At 66.8% G+C, this 16,043-nt stretch carries 12 protein-coding genes; 7 read left to right on the top strand and 5 right to left on the bottom strand.

The window, feature by feature from the left end; genetic code table 11:
* Positions 1–239: 239 nt before the first annotated feature.
* From ACFPOB_RS22340 to hpaR, 7 genes are all read left to right on the top strand, one after another.
* On the top strand, positions 240–1,682 hold the full coding sequence (locus ACFPOB_RS22340; RefSeq protein WP_377800587.1) for an aldehyde dehydrogenase family protein: 1,443 nt from the start codon (positions 240–242) through the stop codon (positions 1,680–1,682).
* Between the two features lie 192 nt (positions 1,683–1,874).
* Entirely contained in the window at positions 1,875–2,258 is a 384-nt protein-coding gene (locus tag ACFPOB_RS22335; RefSeq protein ID WP_377800586.1) for a 5-carboxymethyl-2-hydroxymuconate Delta-isomerase, read from the top strand.
* A gap of 44 nt (positions 2,259–2,302) precedes the next feature.
* Positions 2,303–3,844 (top strand): 5-carboxymethyl-2-hydroxymuconate semialdehyde dehydrogenase, encoded by a 1,542-nt coding sequence (gene hpaE, locus ACFPOB_RS22330; RefSeq protein ID WP_377800585.1) that lies wholly within the window; start codon positions 2,303–2,305, stop codon positions 3,842–3,844.
* Positions 3,845–3,913: 69 nt separating this feature from the next.
* Positions 3,914–4,897 (top strand): 3,4-dihydroxyphenylacetate 2,3-dioxygenase, encoded by a 984-nt coding sequence (gene hpaD, locus ACFPOB_RS22325; protein WP_377800584.1) that lies wholly within the window; start codon positions 3,914–3,916, stop codon positions 4,895–4,897.
* A 2-nt stretch (positions 4,898–4,899) separates the two neighbouring features.
* A complete protein-coding gene (locus ACFPOB_RS22320; protein ID WP_377800583.1) occupies positions 4,900–5,778 on the top strand; it encodes a fumarylacetoacetate hydrolase family protein in 879 nt (292 codons plus the stop codon).
* A 4-nt stretch (positions 5,779–5,782) separates the two neighbouring features.
* The gene (gene hpaH, locus ACFPOB_RS22315; protein WP_377800582.1) at positions 5,783–6,586 is read left to right on the top strand and encodes a 2-oxo-hept-4-ene-1,7-dioate hydratase; all 804 of its coding nucleotides are present in this window, start codon (positions 5,783–5,785) and stop codon (positions 6,584–6,586) included.
* A complete protein-coding gene (hpaR, locus tag ACFPOB_RS22310) occupies positions 6,579–7,088 on the top strand; it encodes a homoprotocatechuate degradation operon regulator HpaR (RefSeq protein ID WP_377800581.1) in 510 nt (169 codons plus the stop codon). The genes hpaH and hpaR overlap by 8 nt, the downstream gene beginning before the upstream one ends.
* A gap of 110 nt (positions 7,089–7,198) precedes the next feature.
* Here the strand turns inward: hpaR and ACFPOB_RS22305 are convergent, their stop codons facing one another.
* From ACFPOB_RS22305 to bcsN, 5 genes are read right to left on the bottom strand one after another with little or no spacing between them, the layout of a single operon-like run.
* The gene (locus tag ACFPOB_RS22305; RefSeq protein ID WP_377800580.1) at positions 7,199–9,370 is read right to left on the bottom strand and encodes a hypothetical protein; all 2,172 of its coding nucleotides are present in this window, start codon (positions 9,368–9,370) and stop codon (positions 7,199–7,201) included.
* The gene (locus tag ACFPOB_RS22300) at positions 9,361–10,380 is read right to left on the bottom strand and encodes a glycosyl hydrolase family 8 (RefSeq protein ID WP_377800579.1); all 1,020 of its coding nucleotides are present in this window, start codon (positions 10,378–10,380) and stop codon (positions 9,361–9,363) included. The genes ACFPOB_RS22305 and ACFPOB_RS22300 overlap by 10 nt, the downstream gene beginning before the upstream one ends.
* On the bottom strand, positions 10,377–12,803 hold the full coding sequence (locus tag ACFPOB_RS22295; RefSeq protein WP_377800578.1) for a cellulose biosynthesis cyclic di-GMP-binding regulatory protein BcsB: 2,427 nt from the start codon (positions 12,801–12,803) through the stop codon (positions 10,377–10,379). The genes ACFPOB_RS22300 and ACFPOB_RS22295 overlap by 4 nt, the downstream gene beginning before the upstream one ends.
* A complete protein-coding gene (gene bcsA, locus ACFPOB_RS22290; protein ID WP_377800577.1) occupies positions 12,800–14,983 on the bottom strand; it encodes a UDP-forming cellulose synthase catalytic subunit in 2,184 nt (727 codons plus the stop codon). The genes ACFPOB_RS22295 and bcsA overlap by 4 nt, the downstream gene beginning before the upstream one ends.
* A 24-nt stretch (positions 14,984–15,007) precedes the next feature.
* Entirely contained in the window at positions 15,008–15,847 is an 840-nt protein-coding gene (bcsN, locus tag ACFPOB_RS22285; protein ID WP_377800576.1) for a cellulose biosynthesis protein BcsN, read from the bottom strand.
* Between the last annotated feature and the right edge of the window lie 196 nt (positions 15,848–16,043).

The following is a 16,043-nucleotide window of genomic DNA, read 5'->3' as shown; positions in this document are numbered from 1 at the left end:
TTGCCAGCGTGATGCCGGACTCGACCACGCAAGGGATGCTGGATCTATCCAAGCGCGACCTGGACGGGCTGAGGCCGGCAGACGGCATGGGTGCCGGGGCCGCGCACGCGGCCATGTCCAAGGAATGCGCTGATCTGATGAGACAGAGCTTCAAGCGGCGGACCCCCTTCCCGTCGACCTCATGAATTGGGCCTCTTGATCCGAGGTCCGGTAGCCAGCGCAATCCCGGAGAGTTTGCCATGCTCGAGAAGAAGCAGTTCTACATCGATGGTGCCTGGGTCGCCCCATCGGCCGGCCGTGAGCTCGCGGTCATTGATCCGTCGACCGAGCAGGCCTGCGCGGTGATCTCGCTCGGCGACGATGCCGATGCCGATCGCGCAGTCGCCGCCGCCAAGCGCGCCTTCGGGAGCTGGTCGCGCACCGAGCCGGCCGAGCGGCTGCGGCTGGTGGAACGGCTGCTCGAGATCTACAAGCGCCGCGCGCCCGACATGGCCAAGGCGATCAGCCTGGAGATGGGCGCCCCGATCGACATGGCGCTGACCAATCAGGTCGGCGCCGGCGCCTATCACATCACCAACTTCATCACGGCTTTCAAGGATTTCCAGTTCCTGCGCCCGCTCGGCCCGCATGCTCCCAACGACCGGATCCAGATGGATGCGATCGGCGTGGTCGGGCTGATCACGCCCTGGAACTGGCCGATGAACCAGGTGACGCTGAAGGTCGTACCGGCCCTGCTGGCCGGCTGCACCATGGTGCTCAAGCCGTCCGAGATCGCGCCACTCTCCTCGATGCTGTTCGCCGAATATGTCGACGAGGCAGGCTTCCCGAAGGGTGTGTTCAACCTGGTCAACGGCGACGGCGCCGGTGTCGGCACCCGCCTGTCCTCGCATCCCGACATCGAGATGATCAGCTTCACCGGCTCGACCCGCGCCGGCATCGCGATCTCGAAGGTGGCGGCCGAGAGCCTGAAGCGCGTCGTGCTTGAGCTCGGCGGCAAGGGCGCCAACATCGTCTTCGCGGACGCCGATCCGACGGCCGTGAAGCGCGGCGTGCTGCACTGCTTCAACAATACCGGGCAGAGCTGCAATGCGCCGACCCGCATGCTGGTCGAGCGCACGATCTACGATCGTGCCGTCGAGGAAGCGAAGGCGGTCGCCGAGCAGGTCGTGGTCGATACCGCGCACAAGCCCGGCAAGCATATCGGCCCGCTGGCGTCGGAAACCCAGTTCCGCAAGGTCCAGGATCTGATCCAGAAGGGCATCGACGAGGGTGCGCGGCTCGTCACCGGCGGCGTCGGTCGCCCGAATGGGCAGAACCAGGGCTATTTCGTCCGTCCCACCGTGTTCGCCGATGTGAACAACGGCATGACGATCGCGCGCGAGGAGATCTTCGGACCCGTCCTGTCGATCATCCCCTTCGACAACGAGGAGCAGGCGATCGAGATCGCCAACGATACGCCCTACGGGCTGACCAACTATGTCCAGTCCAATGACGGCGAGAAGCGCAACCGCGTCGCTTTGCGGCTGCGCTCCGGCATGGTCGAGATGAACGGCAATCCGCGCGGTCCTGGCGCGCCCTTCGGCGGCGTCAAGGCATCGGGCCGGGCGCGCGAGGGCGGTGTCTGGGGCATCGAGGAATTCCTCGAGCCCAAGGCGATCTCCGGCTGGGGCTCGCAGGGCTAACGGCATTCCATCGGCGCGCATCCGCTCGACAGAGCGGGTGCGCGAGCCGACGATCCAGATCGCCTGGATAGACGGGCGAGGCCTCGCGCAGGCGCATTTCCCCCGAGCTTTTCGCATGTAGCCGGGCCGCTTGCTTTCTATCAATTAACACGTTAAGTGTTTTGGAGAAGGCCCGCTCGGAGGCGCCCCTGCATGCCCCATCTCATCGTCGAGTACTCGGCCAATCTCGATTCCCTGGTCGATTTCCAGACGGTCGTCGAGGCACTACGAGCCGCTGCGGCGGAGACAGGCGTCTTCCCGCTCGGTGGCATCCGGGCGCGGGCGCATCGCTGCACTTATGTCGCCATGGCGGATGGCGCTCCCGAACACGGCTTCGTCGACGTGACGCTTCGGATCGGGAAAGGGCGCGACGAGGCCGTCCGGCAGCGGGCCGGCGAATATATCTTCGCAGCCCTGTCGAAGGCGCTCGATCCAGCCTTCGCCGCAACGACGGTCGCTCTCTCGTTCCAGCTCGAGGAGCTCCAGGGGCTGAGCTGGAAGCGCAACACCGTCCACGACGCGCTCGATCGCGCCTGAACAGCTTGCCCAGAACTCTGCGGTTCCCTTGAAGGATATGTGCCATGGCGACGTCATCCGCTGATCCGGCTGCCCTGTTCGACCAGCATCGGCAACGAGCGGCGACCCTGACCGCAAAACTTCAGCGCGACGGGGTCGGCCATCACATTGCCGGCCGCCGGGTCGAGTCGGCCTCAGGCGCGCGTTTCCAGACGATCTCGCCGATCGACAAGTCGGTTCTGGCGGAGGTGGCGCGCGGCGGCGCCGGCGAGATCGATCAGGCGGCCCAGGCCGCGGCCAAGGCTTTCCGATCCTGGCGCGATCTCGAGTCCGAGAAGCGCCGTGCCGTGCTGCACAAGGTCGCCGACGCGATCGAGGCGCATCAGGACGACATCGCGGTGCTCGAATGCGTCGATGCCGGTCAGCCCTACAAATTCATGGCCAAGGCGGCGCTGCGCGCGGCCGAGAATTTCCGCTTCTTCGCCGACAAGGCCGTCGAGGCCCGCCACGGCCTCAACCTGCCGACGAAAGACCACTGGAACGTCACGACGCGGGTGCCGATCGGGCCGGTCGGCGTGATCACGCCCTGGAACACGCCGTTCATGCTCTCGACCTGGAAGATCGCGCCGGCCCTGGCCGCCGGCTGCACCGTCGTCCACAAGCCGGCGGAATGGTCGCCGCTCACGGCCGATCTGCTGCCGCGCCTCCTCGCCGAGGCGGGCGTGCCCGAGGGCGTGCTCAACACAGTGCACGGCTTCGGCGAGGAGGCGGGCAAGGCGCTGACCGAGCATCCCGCGATCAAGGCGATCGGCTTCGTCGGCGAAAGCTCCACGGGCTCGGCGATCATGGCGCAGGGCGCGGCGACGCTGAAGCGCGTGCATTTCGAGCTCGGCGGCAAGAATCCGGTGATCGTCTTCGCCGATGCCGATCTGGAGCGGGCGCTCGATGCGGTGATCTTCATGATCTACTCGCTCAACGGCGAGCGCTGCACCTCGTCGAGCCGCCTGCTGGTGCAGGAGGACATCGCGGATGCCTTCATCGAGGCGCTCGCGGCGCGGGTGCGGCGGCTGAAGATCGGCCATCCGCTCGACCCGCGGACCGAGATCGGCCCGCTGATCCATGAGCGCCACTATGCCAAGGTCTGCTCCTATTTCGACATCGCGCGCGCCGAGGGCGCGATCGTGAAGGCAGGCGGCAGGGCCCATGACGGGCCGGGCGGCGGCTTCTATGTCGAGCCGACCCTGGTGGCGGGCGCGCATCCTCGGATGCGGGTCGCGCAGGAGGAGGTCTTCGGCCCCTATCTCACGGTGATCCCGTTCGCGGACGAGGCGGCCGCCGTCGCGATCGCGAACGACATCGACTACGGCCTGACCGGCTATGTCTGGACCGCCGAGATGGGCCGGGCGCTGCGCGTCGCCGACCAGCTCGACGCCGGGATGATCTGGCTGAACTCCGAGAACGTCCGCCATCTGCCGACACCGTTCGGCGGCATGAAGGCCTCCGGCATCGGCCGCGACGGCGGCGACTATTCCTTCGATTTCTACATGGAGACCAAGAATATCTGCCTCGCCAAGGGACTTCACCAGGTGCCTCGGCTGGGCGCCTGATCCGCCGAGATCAGGCCATCCAAGACAAGAATGTCGCTCAAGCGACCCGTCCGCCCAAGGAGATCAGCCATGCCCGCCCCGACGCATATCTTTACGCCGCCGTTCAACATCGTGCGCGCCAGCCATGTCGTCCTCGACGTGACCGATCTCGGCCGCAGCCGCGCCTTCTACGAGGACACGATCGGGCTTCATGTCGAGGACGCCGACAAGGACGCGGTCTATCTGCGCGCCGTCGAGGAGCGGCAGCATCATTCGCTGGTGCTGCGACGGGCCGACGGACCCTCCTGCCGCCGGCTCGGCTTCCGCGTCGGCACGCAGGACGATCTCGACAAGGCGGCGCAGCATTTCCGCGAGCTGGGCCTGCCGGCAGATTTCGTCGAGCAGCCCTATCAGGGACGCACGCTGCAGGTGAGCGATCCCGAAGGCCTGCCGCTCGAATTCGTGGCCTCGATGGTGCGCCGCGAAATCCTCCTGCAGAAATACGAGCATTATCGCGGGGTCAGGCCGCAGCGCTTCGATCACGTCAACATCTTCGCGCCCGACGTCCAGGCCTCGCTCGATTTCTACGCCGGCCTCGGCTTCCGCCTGACCGAATATGCCGAGGAGGACGGCCCGAACGGCCGCATCGCCGCCGGCTGGATGCATCGCAAGGGCAATGTCCACGACATCGCCTTCACCAATGGCCGCGGGCCGCGCCTGCATCATTTCTGCTACTGGACGCCGACCGCGCTTGACATCATCCATCTCTGCGACGTGATGGCGACGACCGGCCATCTGGCGAACATGGAGCGGGGGCCTGGCCGCCACGGCATCTCCAACGCCTTCTTCCTCTATGTCCGCGATCCCGACGGCCACAGGCTGGAGCTCTATACCTGCGACTACCAGACGATGGATCCGGATCATGAGCCGATCCGCTGGTCGCTGCGCGATCCGCGCCGGCAGACCTTGTGGGGCGCTCCGGCACCGAAATCCTGGTTCGAGGAGGGCTCGCGCTTTCACGATCTGGCCGATCGCGAGGCGGCTTTCACCGCCAATGTCTTGGTCGCGAGCTGATCATGGCGAGCGTGGTACAGCGCGGCCGGCTTGCCGCGTTCGCGGTCGAGGGCAAGCGAGGGTTCGGCCTGGTGTCGGATCGTGGGATCGTCGATCTGACCGGGCGGGTGGCCGGCCTTCGCAATCTCAAGGATGCCGTCGAGCAGGGAAAACTCGCCGACCTGGTCGAGGAGGGAGCGCGACGCTCTCCCGACCACCCGTTCGAGTCCGTCACGTTCCTGCCGGTCATGGCCGAGGGCGGGAAGATCATCTGCGTCGGCGTGAACTATCCGGATCGCAATGCCGAGTACAAGGATGGCCAGGCTGCTCCGGCCTTTCCGAGCCTGTTTCCCCGCTTCGCCCAATCCTTCACCGGCCATGGCCAGCCCCTGATCCGGCCGAAAGCCTCGCAGCAGCTGGACTATGAAGGCGAGATCGCCATCGTCATCGGCAAGGCTGGCCGCCACATTGTCGAGGCCGACGCGCTCGACCACATCGCGGCGCTGACGCTCTGCAACGAAGGCACCGTCCGCGACTGGGTGCGGCACGCCAAGTTCAACGTGACCCAGGGCAAGAACTTCGATGCGTCGGGTGCGCTCGGCCCCTGGCTCGTGCCTTACGAGGGCGAGGCGCAGATCGCCGATATCCGCCTGACCACCGCGGTCAATGGCGAGCTGCGCCAGGACGACCGGACGAGCCGGATGATCTTCCCGTTCCGCTATCTGATCGCCTACATCTCGACCTTCACCACCTTGCTGCCCGGCGATCTGATCGTGACGGGAACGCCGACGGGTGCCGGAGCCCGTTTCGAGCCACCGCGCTTCCTCGTTCCGGGCGATGTCGTCGAGGTCGCCGCCGAGGGTATCGGCACTCTCATTAACACCGTCGCCGACGAGGCCTGAACCCATGCTCACGACAGACCAGGTCCATGCCGCCGCCACCGCGCTCGATCAGGCCGAGCGCACCCGCATCCAGATCCGCCAGCTCACCCAGCAATATCCGGGGATCACGCTGGACGACGCCTACGCCATCCAGCGCAGCTGGATCACGCAGAAGCTCGCAGCTGGCCGGCGAGTCATCGGCCACAAGATCGGGCTGACCTCGAAGGCGATGCAGCTTGCCCTAAACATCGACACGCCGGATTCAGGTTATCTGCTCGACGACATGCTGTTCGGCGATGGCGGCGAGATCCCAACCGGCCGCTTCATCGCGACGCGCGTCGAGATGGAGCTCGCCTTCGTGATGAAGACGCGGTTGCAAGGTCCGGACTGCACGCTTTTCGACGTCCTGAAAGCAACGGACTATGTCGTGCCGGCGCTGGAGATCCTCGACACCCGCATCGAACGTGTCGACCGCCAGAGCGGCGAGACCCGAAAGATTGCCGATACGATCGCCGACAACGCAGCCAATGCCGGCATCGTCGTCGGCGGCCGCCCGTTCAGGCCGGACGAGACCGATCTGCGCTGGGTTGCGGGGATCCTGACCAAGAACGCGGCGATCGAGGAAACCGGCGTGGCGGCCGGCGTGCTCAACCACCCCGGCAATGGTATCGCTTGGCTCGTGCGCAATCTTGCGCCACATGGGCTGGCGCTCGAACCGGGCCAGATCGTCCTGGCTGGTTCGTTCGTGCGCCCGGTCGAGGCGCGCAAGGGCGATACCATCCAGGCCGATTTCGGGCCGTTTGGGACCGTGGGGTGTCATTTTGGCTGAACTGCCGGACGACAGGGCTGTTGCGACCACGAAAGTGCGCCTGCGCGATTTCTCGCGCTCGCTGCCGATGTCGCTGCTGCGTACGCGCGAGGCGGTCATGCGCCATTTCCGCGCCTCGCTGCGCAATTTCGAGCTGACCGAGCAGCAATGGCGGGTGCTGCGAGCGCTGTCCTCGGTCACGGAGACCGAGATCAACGATCTCGTGCGCTCGACCCATCTGCTGGCACCGAGCCTGTCACGCATCCTGCGCGATCTCGATGCGCGAGGCCTGATCGTCCGGCGCGCCCAGGAGAGCGATCTGCGCCGGGCCCTGATCGCGATCTCGCCGACGGGGATCGCATTGATGGAGCAGGTCGCGCCGATGTCGGAAGCGATCTATGCCGAGATCACGCGCCGCTTCGGCGTCGAGCGGCTGGCCGCCCTGCAGGCGATGCTGGGCGAGCTCGAAGCCGAGATGAACGCCTATGCGTCCGAGAGCCTGCCGGGTGATCTCGACGAGTGAGAACCAGAGCATTTTCGAGCGAAGCGGACACCGGTTCGCGTGAAGAAAATGCGATAAAACAAGGATCTAGGACATTTCCGCGATTCGAAGAATTGCGGGATGCTCCAGCCTCAGGACCGGTTGCGCTGCGTCACGTCGCGGATAGCCGTCAGCCCCGACAGCGCCTGCGGTGACCTGTTTGCCTTGTAGAGCGCCTCGAAGATCTGGCTGGCATCGTCATAGCGGCCGAGATTGAAGTAGGACCAGCCGCGCATCAGCATCAGATCGGTGGTCTCTGAAGCAAAGCGCGCGCGCTCGCCGAGCGTGATCAGCGCGCCATTGTAGTCCTTGGCGTCATACTGGGCATAGAAGCGCTCGGACAGCAGCAGGGATTGGAGCTCCCTCTGACGGGCCGGCGGCAGCTTCGCGGCTGCGGCTGCGGCGCTTGCCTCTGCCGTCAGCCCCTGCTGGATTTTCGCATAGGCCTTGCCGGCGGCGGCATCGGCCGCGACCTGCGCATTGCCGCTGCGGAGCGCCGCATCGAACGCGGCCGCGGCGGCCGCGGGACGCCTGAGGTTGAGCAGGCACCAGCCGCGCTGGAGCGCTGCGGCTCCGCCTGCACCTGAACCGCAGGAGCCGCTTCGCGGGCGCTCGGGCGCCGGACGGCGCGTCGCCACCATGGCCGGGACGTCGTCTTCGTAGCTCGTTCGTGGCACGGGCTCGGCGCGAACGGCACGGCGCGGTGCTAGCTCGGCAGGGGCCGGCGTTGGCACCGGCCGATCAGCCGGGCTGGCATCGGGCAGGGGGCGCGCTTCGCGTGTATCGACCCGCCTGCGCGCCGGGTTCAGCAGGTCGGCGATGCGCGGCGAGCGCGTGCGCCATTCTGCGATGATGGCGCGCAGGCCTGCCTGATCGCGCAGCCGCTGGTGCACCAAAGCGAGCCCGTAGGCGGCCGGCTCGTAACCACGATCCCAGGTGAGGGCGGTCTCGAACCAGGTCTCGGCGGGGGCGATCTGCCCGGAATTGTAGGCGTACCAGCCGAGGCCGGCGCCTCCAGGGGCATAGCGGTCGACGCCGACCGTCTTGGCGATGCGCTCGATCACGACGCGTTCGAGTCGCGGTGGCGGCTCCTGCGTGATCAGCGCGGTTGCGACGTCGAGATAGGCCTTGCGATTTGCCGGGCTTGCGCCAAGCCACTGCGCGCCGAGCGTTTCCGCTTCATCGTATTTCTGGATCGCGCCAAGCGCGAGCACTGCCCCTTCCGCCGCCTTGGCGCCGCCATTGCGCGCGAGCGCGGTCTGGAACCAGGTCACGGCCTTGGCCGGTTCGCCATGATGGAAGGTGTAGAAGCCGAGCAGGATCGCATCGTCCGGCGCCGTCGCCGCGTTGGCGAGCGCCTCGATGCGCCGGAGGTCCTCCGGCGTCGCGGTCAAGCTGGGATCCTCGGCCGCCTTGCCGATACGGCGCCGCGCGATCTCGTCGCGGATGCTCGCGAACTCGTTCTGCCGTTCCTGCCCCAGCAGCTGGCCGATCGATGCCTCAGGCAGGTCGGCCAACGCCTTTTGCATGGTGCCGAGCCGCTCGGCCGGATTGGTGCAATTGGTCAGGACATAGGCGTACGCGTCGCGCGCCCGCTCGGGGGCCTTGGTCTGGACGAAGGCCTCGGCCACCCGCCAGAGCGCGTCGACATTGGCGCAGGTGAGCAGTGCCGGTGTCTCGGTGCCGATGCGGATCACCTGCTCCCACTGCTTGGCATTGGAGGCATTGATCAGGCGCTGGCCGGCTTCGACCCGGTCGAGCTGCGCGACGAGATCGACGGGAACCTGCCAGGTCGGATCGGCGCTGCTGCGCTGGGCGATCGCGGCACGCACTTCGCCGAACTTGCCGTCGGCGAACAGCTTCCACATCCGCTCCAGGTCGGGGTCGCCGGCTGGCAGGGGCGTGTTCAGATCGGTCGGCGGCTTCCATTCGGGGTAGAGCGCGCGCAGACGCGCCAGCTCCGCCTCGAAGCGGCGTGTGTCGCCCTGGCTGGCGAAATAGCGCAGTGCCGTCTCGTCTACTTTCTGTGGCGCGGGCGCTGCAGGGCGGCCCGGTGCAGTCGGGGCCTGGGCGAACTCGGTTTCGGCCTGTGCGGGCTCGGGCATGGCAGGCTGCGCCGGCTCCGGTGATTTCTCGGGCTGAGCCAGGGCCTGCTGCACGGCCGGGCTCGGCGCGGGCCAGCGGATCTCGCTCCCATAGCGGCCGATTGTGTAGAAAGCGGCACTGGAGGCCGCCACGGCGATCAGAGCGGATTTCACATGCATTGCGGATACCTCTCGCTCAGCATCGAGAGGGCGAGCAGGTGCAGCGTCGACGGGTAGTAGAGCGTCGGCTGAAACGCCTTCAGCTCGGCCGGGACAGGTGTGCGATCGAGCGCGCAAGCCATGGCGGCGGCCAGGATGCGATAGCCGGGCTCCGGCAGCGGCTCGACCGCCTTGCCGGTGGCCACGTCGATCACCGCCGTACCGTTGGCCCAGGCCCGCTGGAACGGCTCGAGCCGCTGCCTGTCGGCGAGGCCGGCCCGCAGGAGATAGAGCGGGATGCGCAGGGCGTTATAGGCGAACTGGGGTGGGAAACCCTCGGCCGGTTTCGGCTCGCCCTTGAGCGAGAGCCAATCGGGGGCGAGAGCCTTGCGCCTGGCGAGGTCGTCGAGCAGCTTCAGCCCGGTCGCCTGCACCTGCATCCAGCTCTGGTCATTGGTGAGACGCGAGAGGGTCGGAAAAGCCTCGAACACCCAATAGGACGGATTGATCACCGGGCCATCCGGCCGTTCCTTCTCGGAAAAGCCTTTCGCAGCGGGCATCAGCCAGGTTTCGCTGCCGCGCTTCACCAGAGCGGTCTTGGCCAGCGAGCGAGCGATCTGGCGGGCCGCGGCGGTGTAGGCCGGCATCGACCAGCGTGCCCCGGCGCAGGCGAGGGCGTCGGCGATCAGGATGTCTCCGTCACTGGCATTGTTGATGTCGGTGACGCGAGGCGTGGCCCGGGGGTCCCAGCGCCAGGCGGCGAGGCCGTCGTCGCGGATGAGCAGCTCGGTCCTGGTGAACGACAGGATGCTGGCGAAGCTACCGCGATCTCCGGCGAGACAGGCCAGCAGCAGCCCATAGCCCTGGCTCTCGCTATGGCTGATGCCGCCATTGGCGTCATCGACGACCCGGCCCTCCGGCGTGACGAATTTCTGGCGATAGAGCTCCCAAGCGCCGGCCGGCAGAGTCGCTGAGGAGGCCGGGACGAAGCCGAGAACGGTCATAGCCAGGGTCAAGAGGAAGCGCCTCACGAGTGCCTCCCCAAACGCCGGAGCATGAGGAAGGTGCCTATGCCGAGGCCGATGCAGGCTGCCAGCAATGTCAGCGCGTAGATGCCGATATTGCTCGACATCCAGTTGGCGAAAACGAGGCGCATATTGGCCAGGCTGAACGGCCGGGTCATGACGAAGGCGGTGCTGTCCGCCGAGATGACGTGATTGTCCTGCGCGCTGCGGAAAGCCGTGAGCTTGCCGGCCATGCCGGCCCAGTTGCCGGGCGTGACGAGCCTGTCGATGTTTTTCTCCAGCGCCTCTTCCTGGCGCACGACGAAGGCGGTCCAGACGTGCCTTGTGTCGGGGTCGCTCGCCTGGGCGGCGATCAGCTCGGCTCCTTCGGCGGGTTGATAGAGCGTCGGGGCGCGCGAGGGCGTGCGCAGCTGGGCGAAGGAGAGATCGAAGGTGCGCTGCAGCCACTGGTCGAAGCTGATGAAATAGCGTGCGACGGGGCCGCCGAACGAGCCGCGCCAGCGGTCGCGGATTGCCTCGGTGCTAGGTGCGACGCCGCCTGAGTCCTCCGGCGTCGTCTGCCGGCCCTGGAAGCGGTTGATCACCGCATCGAACACCGCCGTGCCCTCGGTCTCCGGCACGAGGACGACCGCATCCGCACGCTGCGGCCAGGTGCTGCGGACAGTGTCGGCGATGCCGACGCGCGGCAGCAATCCCGCGGGCATCTGGCCGGCGGCGCCGACGATCAAAGCGGGACGACTGCCGATGGCGGCGGCGCTGCCGATCACATCGACCGGGAGCGGCCGGTCGGCGCGCTGCGCGAGCCGTGCGAGCAGCGTTGCCGCGGCGCTGAGATTGGGAATGTCCAGGCGGCCGACGAGCAGCGCGATCTGTGAGGTGATCGAATACGGAAAGCCGGTTCCCGCTACGGCGGCAAGATTTGGACTGACGCCGATCTTGGCGAAGTTCGGGATCGCCAATGCCGTGGTGTCGAAGAGAGCAAAGCGGTTCTTCCCCGGCAGCGTCGCACCCGGCCCGCAGGCGAGATCGGATTTGGCCAGCGTAACGGCCTCGAACCAGATTTCGTTGATCCCGGGACGGAAATGCCGGAGCGGTATCGTGATCGGGGTTTGCTGGAAGAGGCCGCCGCTCGTCGTGTTGAGCGGCAAGGTCGCCGCGACATTGCCGTTGACGAAGATCTCGATATGGCTGTCGCCGGGTAGGATTTCGGAAAAGGCGCCGTCGAGATAGAGCGTCGCTTCGCCATAGGCGTTGGCGTAAAAGTCACCCGGCATCGCGACGACGGCGCGCACGCGCATGCGCCGCCCCGAGGATTCCTGGGTTGGAATGCCGAGTTCAGAGAAGCGCAGCACTTGGCTGTCGGAGATGAACGGCGCATCGGGGACATGCCAGCTCGCCGTGCCCATCGTCTTGCGGTTGATGTTGGTCGGCCGCGAAACCGGCCCGGTCAGGAGCTTGGCGATGATCGCCTCGAGGTCCTGCCAGGACTCTCCGGTGACGAGCAGGGCGGCGGGGCCAAACTTCGGATGCGCGGCGAAGCCGATGAAGCTCCCGGTGCCGGCCTCCGTCGGCAATGTGCCGATGAGGTCGCGCAACTCCTTGCCCGTCCCGAGCAGGACGGTGAGCATGCCCGGACGGATCCTGTCCGGCAGCCGCTCTGAAATCCGAACCGTCGTCTGGCTGTAGCGGCCGCGCAGCGCGACGCCTTGCGCGACGGCAAGAATGCTGTTGGCGGCAACGGCGCTCGCCGCGCCGGGCGCAACGATGTGGATCGTCGTCTGTCCGCTTTCGTCGGCGCCGACGGCGGGAAGATCGTCGATGCTGCGCAGCCGCGATTGCTGAGCCGGGTTCTTGAAGCTGAGACGCGTACCGGCGCCGTCGATACGGGTCCACAACTCATAGGTGGAGGCGACGGTGCAGTCGGTGCGATGGCGCTGCACGGCCTCGAAGCGGATCGTGTTCTGGCCGGCTCTGAGCAGCCCTTTGCGGATCGCGGTGGAGTTCCGTCTCAGGCTGTCGGAGGAGGCGATCGGCGACTCCATGATGCGTTCGCCATTGATGCGCACGGTGAGGCGCGAGGCCTCCGGCATCACGACCAGCGCATTCTGGAAGGCAATGTCGAGATTGAGGTCGGCACCCGCCTCGTCCTGGGTCAGGTAGAAGGCCCAGCTGCGCGTATCACTCTCGCCTTCGAGCGTGACGCGGGCGGCGGGCAGCAGCGGCTTGAAGGCGAAGCTGGCAGGAATGGCGGGCGTTGCAGGTGCGGGCTCGGCAGGCTTGCGCTCGGCCGGACCAGGGACCGTCGGCTGCTGGGCCGGCGGCGCGATCATGAACGGCGCCGGCTCGCGCGGCTGGGCTTCCTGCGCCCGCAGACCGCTCATCGGAAGGAGCGCCGCTGCGGCGAGGATATGGAGGAAGCGCGCGCTCATTCCGCTGCCCTCCGCGCAGAGTTGGAACGCGCAAAGCGATAGAGGCCGAAGAAATAGGACAGGCCGCGGCTGGTCTGGAACACGGCTATGCGCAGGAACCGCAGGGTGCCATAGACGACACCCATGTTCTGGCGCCGCGCCTTCTGGAAGTCGCTCCAGATCGCGGCGTCCGAGAAGGCGAGATCGGCGATGATGCGGCTGTGCACGGGATCGCTGGGTTCGTACCGGCAGCCGAGAACCAGCCCCTTCTGGTCGGATGCCGTCCTTGCGACGCGTACCGGCAGCGCATCGCGCGGCATCGCGATGGTGGTCTCGAACGAGACCTCGCCGCGGCTGCCTACAGGCAAGGTGTCGAAGCCCTTCGACAGAACCCGGATGGCGACGCCGTCGACGGAGACGTTCTCGGTGACGATCGGCGCGGTGCGGCCGTCGATGCTGATCTGCCCCCGGCGCTTCACCGGGAAACGCCGGGCGCCGCGCCCTTCCGGCCGCTCCGAGACCACGCCGAGCGCGCAGCCCGCCATCAGCAGGTTGAGGATGTTCCACAGCCCGACCACCAGTGTCGTATCGGCGTTGTAGGGCTGGGTGATGGTGCGCCAGTAGGTGGCGATAACGCCGAGCGTCAGTACCGCGAAGATGATGAAGAAGGGCAGGCCGAGCTCGGAGATGCGGCGTGTCCCTAGCTCTTCGCTCTTGGCGGTGACCTTGAAGGTCGGCTTGCCGGGGTTGACGAGGACCGAGATCACCGCCGGCAGCAGATAGACCGATTGGATGAACTCGTAGAGTTCCGAGATCCAAGGCCAGCGATAGCGGCCGTAGAGATAGTTCTGCATCATCAGGTTCACCACCATGTAGCTGAAGACATAGGCGATGAACTCGGGGCCCGAGGCGGTGAAGATCTCCAGTCCGAAGAACAGATAGAACAGCGGCGCGACCAGGAAGATCAGACGCACGAAGGGGAACAGCCAGAACAGGGCCGAGGAGGAGTAGCACAGGCGCTGCGGCAGCGAGAGGCCGCTTTTGAGCATCGGGCGATGGTAGATCAGGATCTGCATCATCCCCTGAGCCCAGCGCGAGCGCTGGCCGATGAAGCTCGCGAAGGTGGCAGGCTGGAGCCCGGCGATCAGCGGCTTGTCGACATAGACGCTGTTCCAGCCGGTGGCGTGCAGAGTGATCGCGGTCTCGGCATCCTCGGTGATGCTGCGACCGGAGAAGCCGTTCGTCGTCTGCAGGGCGGTGCGCCGCAGCACCGCGGCCGAGCCGCAGAAGAAGGAGGCATTCCACTTGTCGAGGCCACGCTGGATGATGCCGTAGAACATCTCGTTCTCGGACGGCATCGCTTTGAAGGTCTTGAGGTTGCGCTCCAGCGGGTCGGGATTGATGAAGAAGTGCGGCGTCTGGACCAGGAAGAGCTTCGGGTCCTGGCCGAAATAGCCGATCGTCTCGGTGAGGAAAGTGCGCGCCGGTGCATGATCGGCGTCGAAGACGACGATGAGGTCGCCGCTGGAATTGGCCAGCCCATTATTGAGGTTGCCGGCCTTGGCGCTGATGTTGCGCTCGCGCGTCAGATAGGTGCAGCCGAGCCCCGCGCAGAGCGCCTGCAATTGCGTTCGTCGTTCCCGCGCCGCGCTGGCGGCGACGAAATTGTCGGCGTTGCACTTCTCGTCGGTGCCGCCGTCGTCGAGCAGATAGACGGCGAGACGGCCGGCCGGATAGTCCATGGCGAGCGCCGCCGAGAGCGTCGTCGCCAGGAGCTCGGGCTCCTCGTTGTATGTGGGCACGAAAACATCGACGGTCGGCGCCTCCGCCGGGAGCGGAGGTGCGCTCTTGCGCCGTGGCAGCGGCATCGCGACGACGAACAGGCTGAGGAACAGCATGCCGATATTGTAGAGCTCGGCCAGATAGAGGATCAGGCCGGGTATGAAATCCTCGAGCTGGTTGACCGGCGGCAGCGTGCTCGTCGTGCGCCAGTAGACATAACGCAGCACGATTGCCGTCCCGAGGCCGAGCGCGATCAGCCGCCAGACCCCGTAGGGCCGCAGGAACTTGAGCAGGATCATCGCCCCGACGACGATCGTCCCCGCGATCAGATGCGCCTGCAGGCTGATCGGCAGCGTGATGAGCGCGACGACCACGGCGGTGGCGAAGGCCCAGAAGATGACGTAGCTCGCGGTTCGCATCGGTTCGCTGAAAGGTCGGTTGCCTCAGGGGCGGGGCGGCGGTGGAACGGTGGGATATCCCTCCAAAGGTCTGTCCGGGATCGCCGGCAGGTCAGGGGCGGGCTCGGCTTCACCTCGCGGGGCCCGGCTCGGCCGCGAGCGCACGATACGCTGCGGAGCGGCTGCGTCAGGGGACGAGGCCTGCGGCAGCGGGTAGATCGGCGCGCCGGCCTTGCCGAGCTCGGGCGCGGGTGGCGGTGCCTCGCCGATCGGATTCCAGCCCGGCCGCCGCAAGGAGGCGTTGAGCGAATAGTCATAGGCCAGACGCAGCAGCGTCGCTTCGGTGGCCGTGGGATCGCAGACGCGGATGCGGACCGAGACCGCGCCGGATTTCGGCCGGAAGATGCTGTCGCCGTCGGCGATGCGCTGCCAGGCATAGAGGCAGGCTTCGCCGCCGATGCCGCGGCCGAAGGCGTAGCCGAACGGGCCGTATTTGTTCTGGACGAAGACAGCCGACGGCATCATGACGACGCCCGGCAGGCGGTCCTCCATCTCCCGCGCGACGTCGTGGTCCTCGATTCCCGGCAGCTTCAGCAGATTGCCGGCGACAGCGGCGCTGTCGGGCAGATCGGCCGCGGTGAAGAAGGCGATGTCGATAGCATTCTCCCCGGGTGTGCGGCCGCGCGTCGCCAGCGAAATGATCTGTGAGACGGCATTGTCGTAATTGCGCTGGGTCACACCGATGACCGGCATGCTGCCCGGCGGGAGCAGGGCGAGCGCGCGGGCCGGGGAGACCGAGGTCGCGCGGGATGCCGTGACGAGCTCGTCGCTTGCGAGCCTGCTCTCGCCACAGCCGGCGCCGGAGAGCCCCAGCAAGGCCGCCATGGCGAACCGCGCCGCACGCCTGGATGGCATGCGGGGGAGGGCAAAGGGCGTCGGATGAGCGCGTTTCCGAGGGCTCATCGCCAAAGGTGCCGATCTCGGTGCAGCATCGTCATGTCTTGACCATTGGTTAATGCGGGTTAACGGACGCTTACGTCCACGAGCACGCGCACGTCCCAATTTTCACGCGAGGCGCCGC

Source organism: Allobosea eneae (assembly GCF_042657265.1).
GTDB classification, from domain to species: Bacteria; Pseudomonadota; Alphaproteobacteria; order Rhizobiales; family Beijerinckiaceae; genus Allobosea; species Allobosea eneae.
This window is presented reverse-complemented; position numbering and strand designations above follow the sequence as displayed.

What these genes read in the sequence shown, in the direction of transcription:
- bcsA (WP_377800577.1), bottom strand. Translation starts at nt 14,983, where the DNA reads ATGCGAACCGCGAGCTACGTCATCTTCTGGGCCTTCGCCACCGCCGTG.
- ACFPOB_RS22340 (WP_377800587.1), top strand. Translation starts at nt 240, where the DNA reads ATGCTCGAGAAGAAGCAGTTCTACATCGATGGTGCCTGGGTCGCCCCA.
- ACFPOB_RS22305 (WP_377800580.1), bottom strand. Translation starts at nt 9,370, where the DNA reads ATGCATGTGAAATCCGCTCTGATCGCCGTGGCGGCCTCCAGTGCCGCT.
- hpaD (WP_377800584.1), top strand. Translation starts at nt 3,914, where the DNA reads ATGCCCGCCCCGACGCATATCTTTACGCCGCCGTTCAACATCGTGCGC.
- ACFPOB_RS22335 (WP_377800586.1), top strand. Translation starts at nt 1,875, where the DNA reads ATGCCCCATCTCATCGTCGAGTACTCGGCCAATCTCGATTCCCTGGTC.
- ACFPOB_RS22295 (WP_377800578.1), bottom strand. Translation starts at nt 12,803, where the DNA reads ATGAGCGCGCGCTTCCTCCATATCCTCGCCGCAGCGGCGCTCCTTCCG.
- ACFPOB_RS22320 (WP_377800583.1), top strand. Translation starts at nt 4,900, where the DNA reads ATGGCGAGCGTGGTACAGCGCGGCCGGCTTGCCGCGTTCGCGGTCGAG.
- hpaH (WP_377800582.1), top strand. Translation starts at nt 5,783, where the DNA reads ATGCTCACGACAGACCAGGTCCATGCCGCCGCCACCGCGCTCGATCAG.
- bcsN (WP_377800576.1), bottom strand. Translation starts at nt 15,847, where the DNA reads ATGGCGGCCTTGCTGGGGCTCTCCGGCGCCGGCTGTGGCGAGAGCAGG.
- hpaE (WP_377800585.1), top strand. Translation starts at nt 2,303, where the DNA reads ATGGCGACGTCATCCGCTGATCCGGCTGCCCTGTTCGACCAGCATCGG.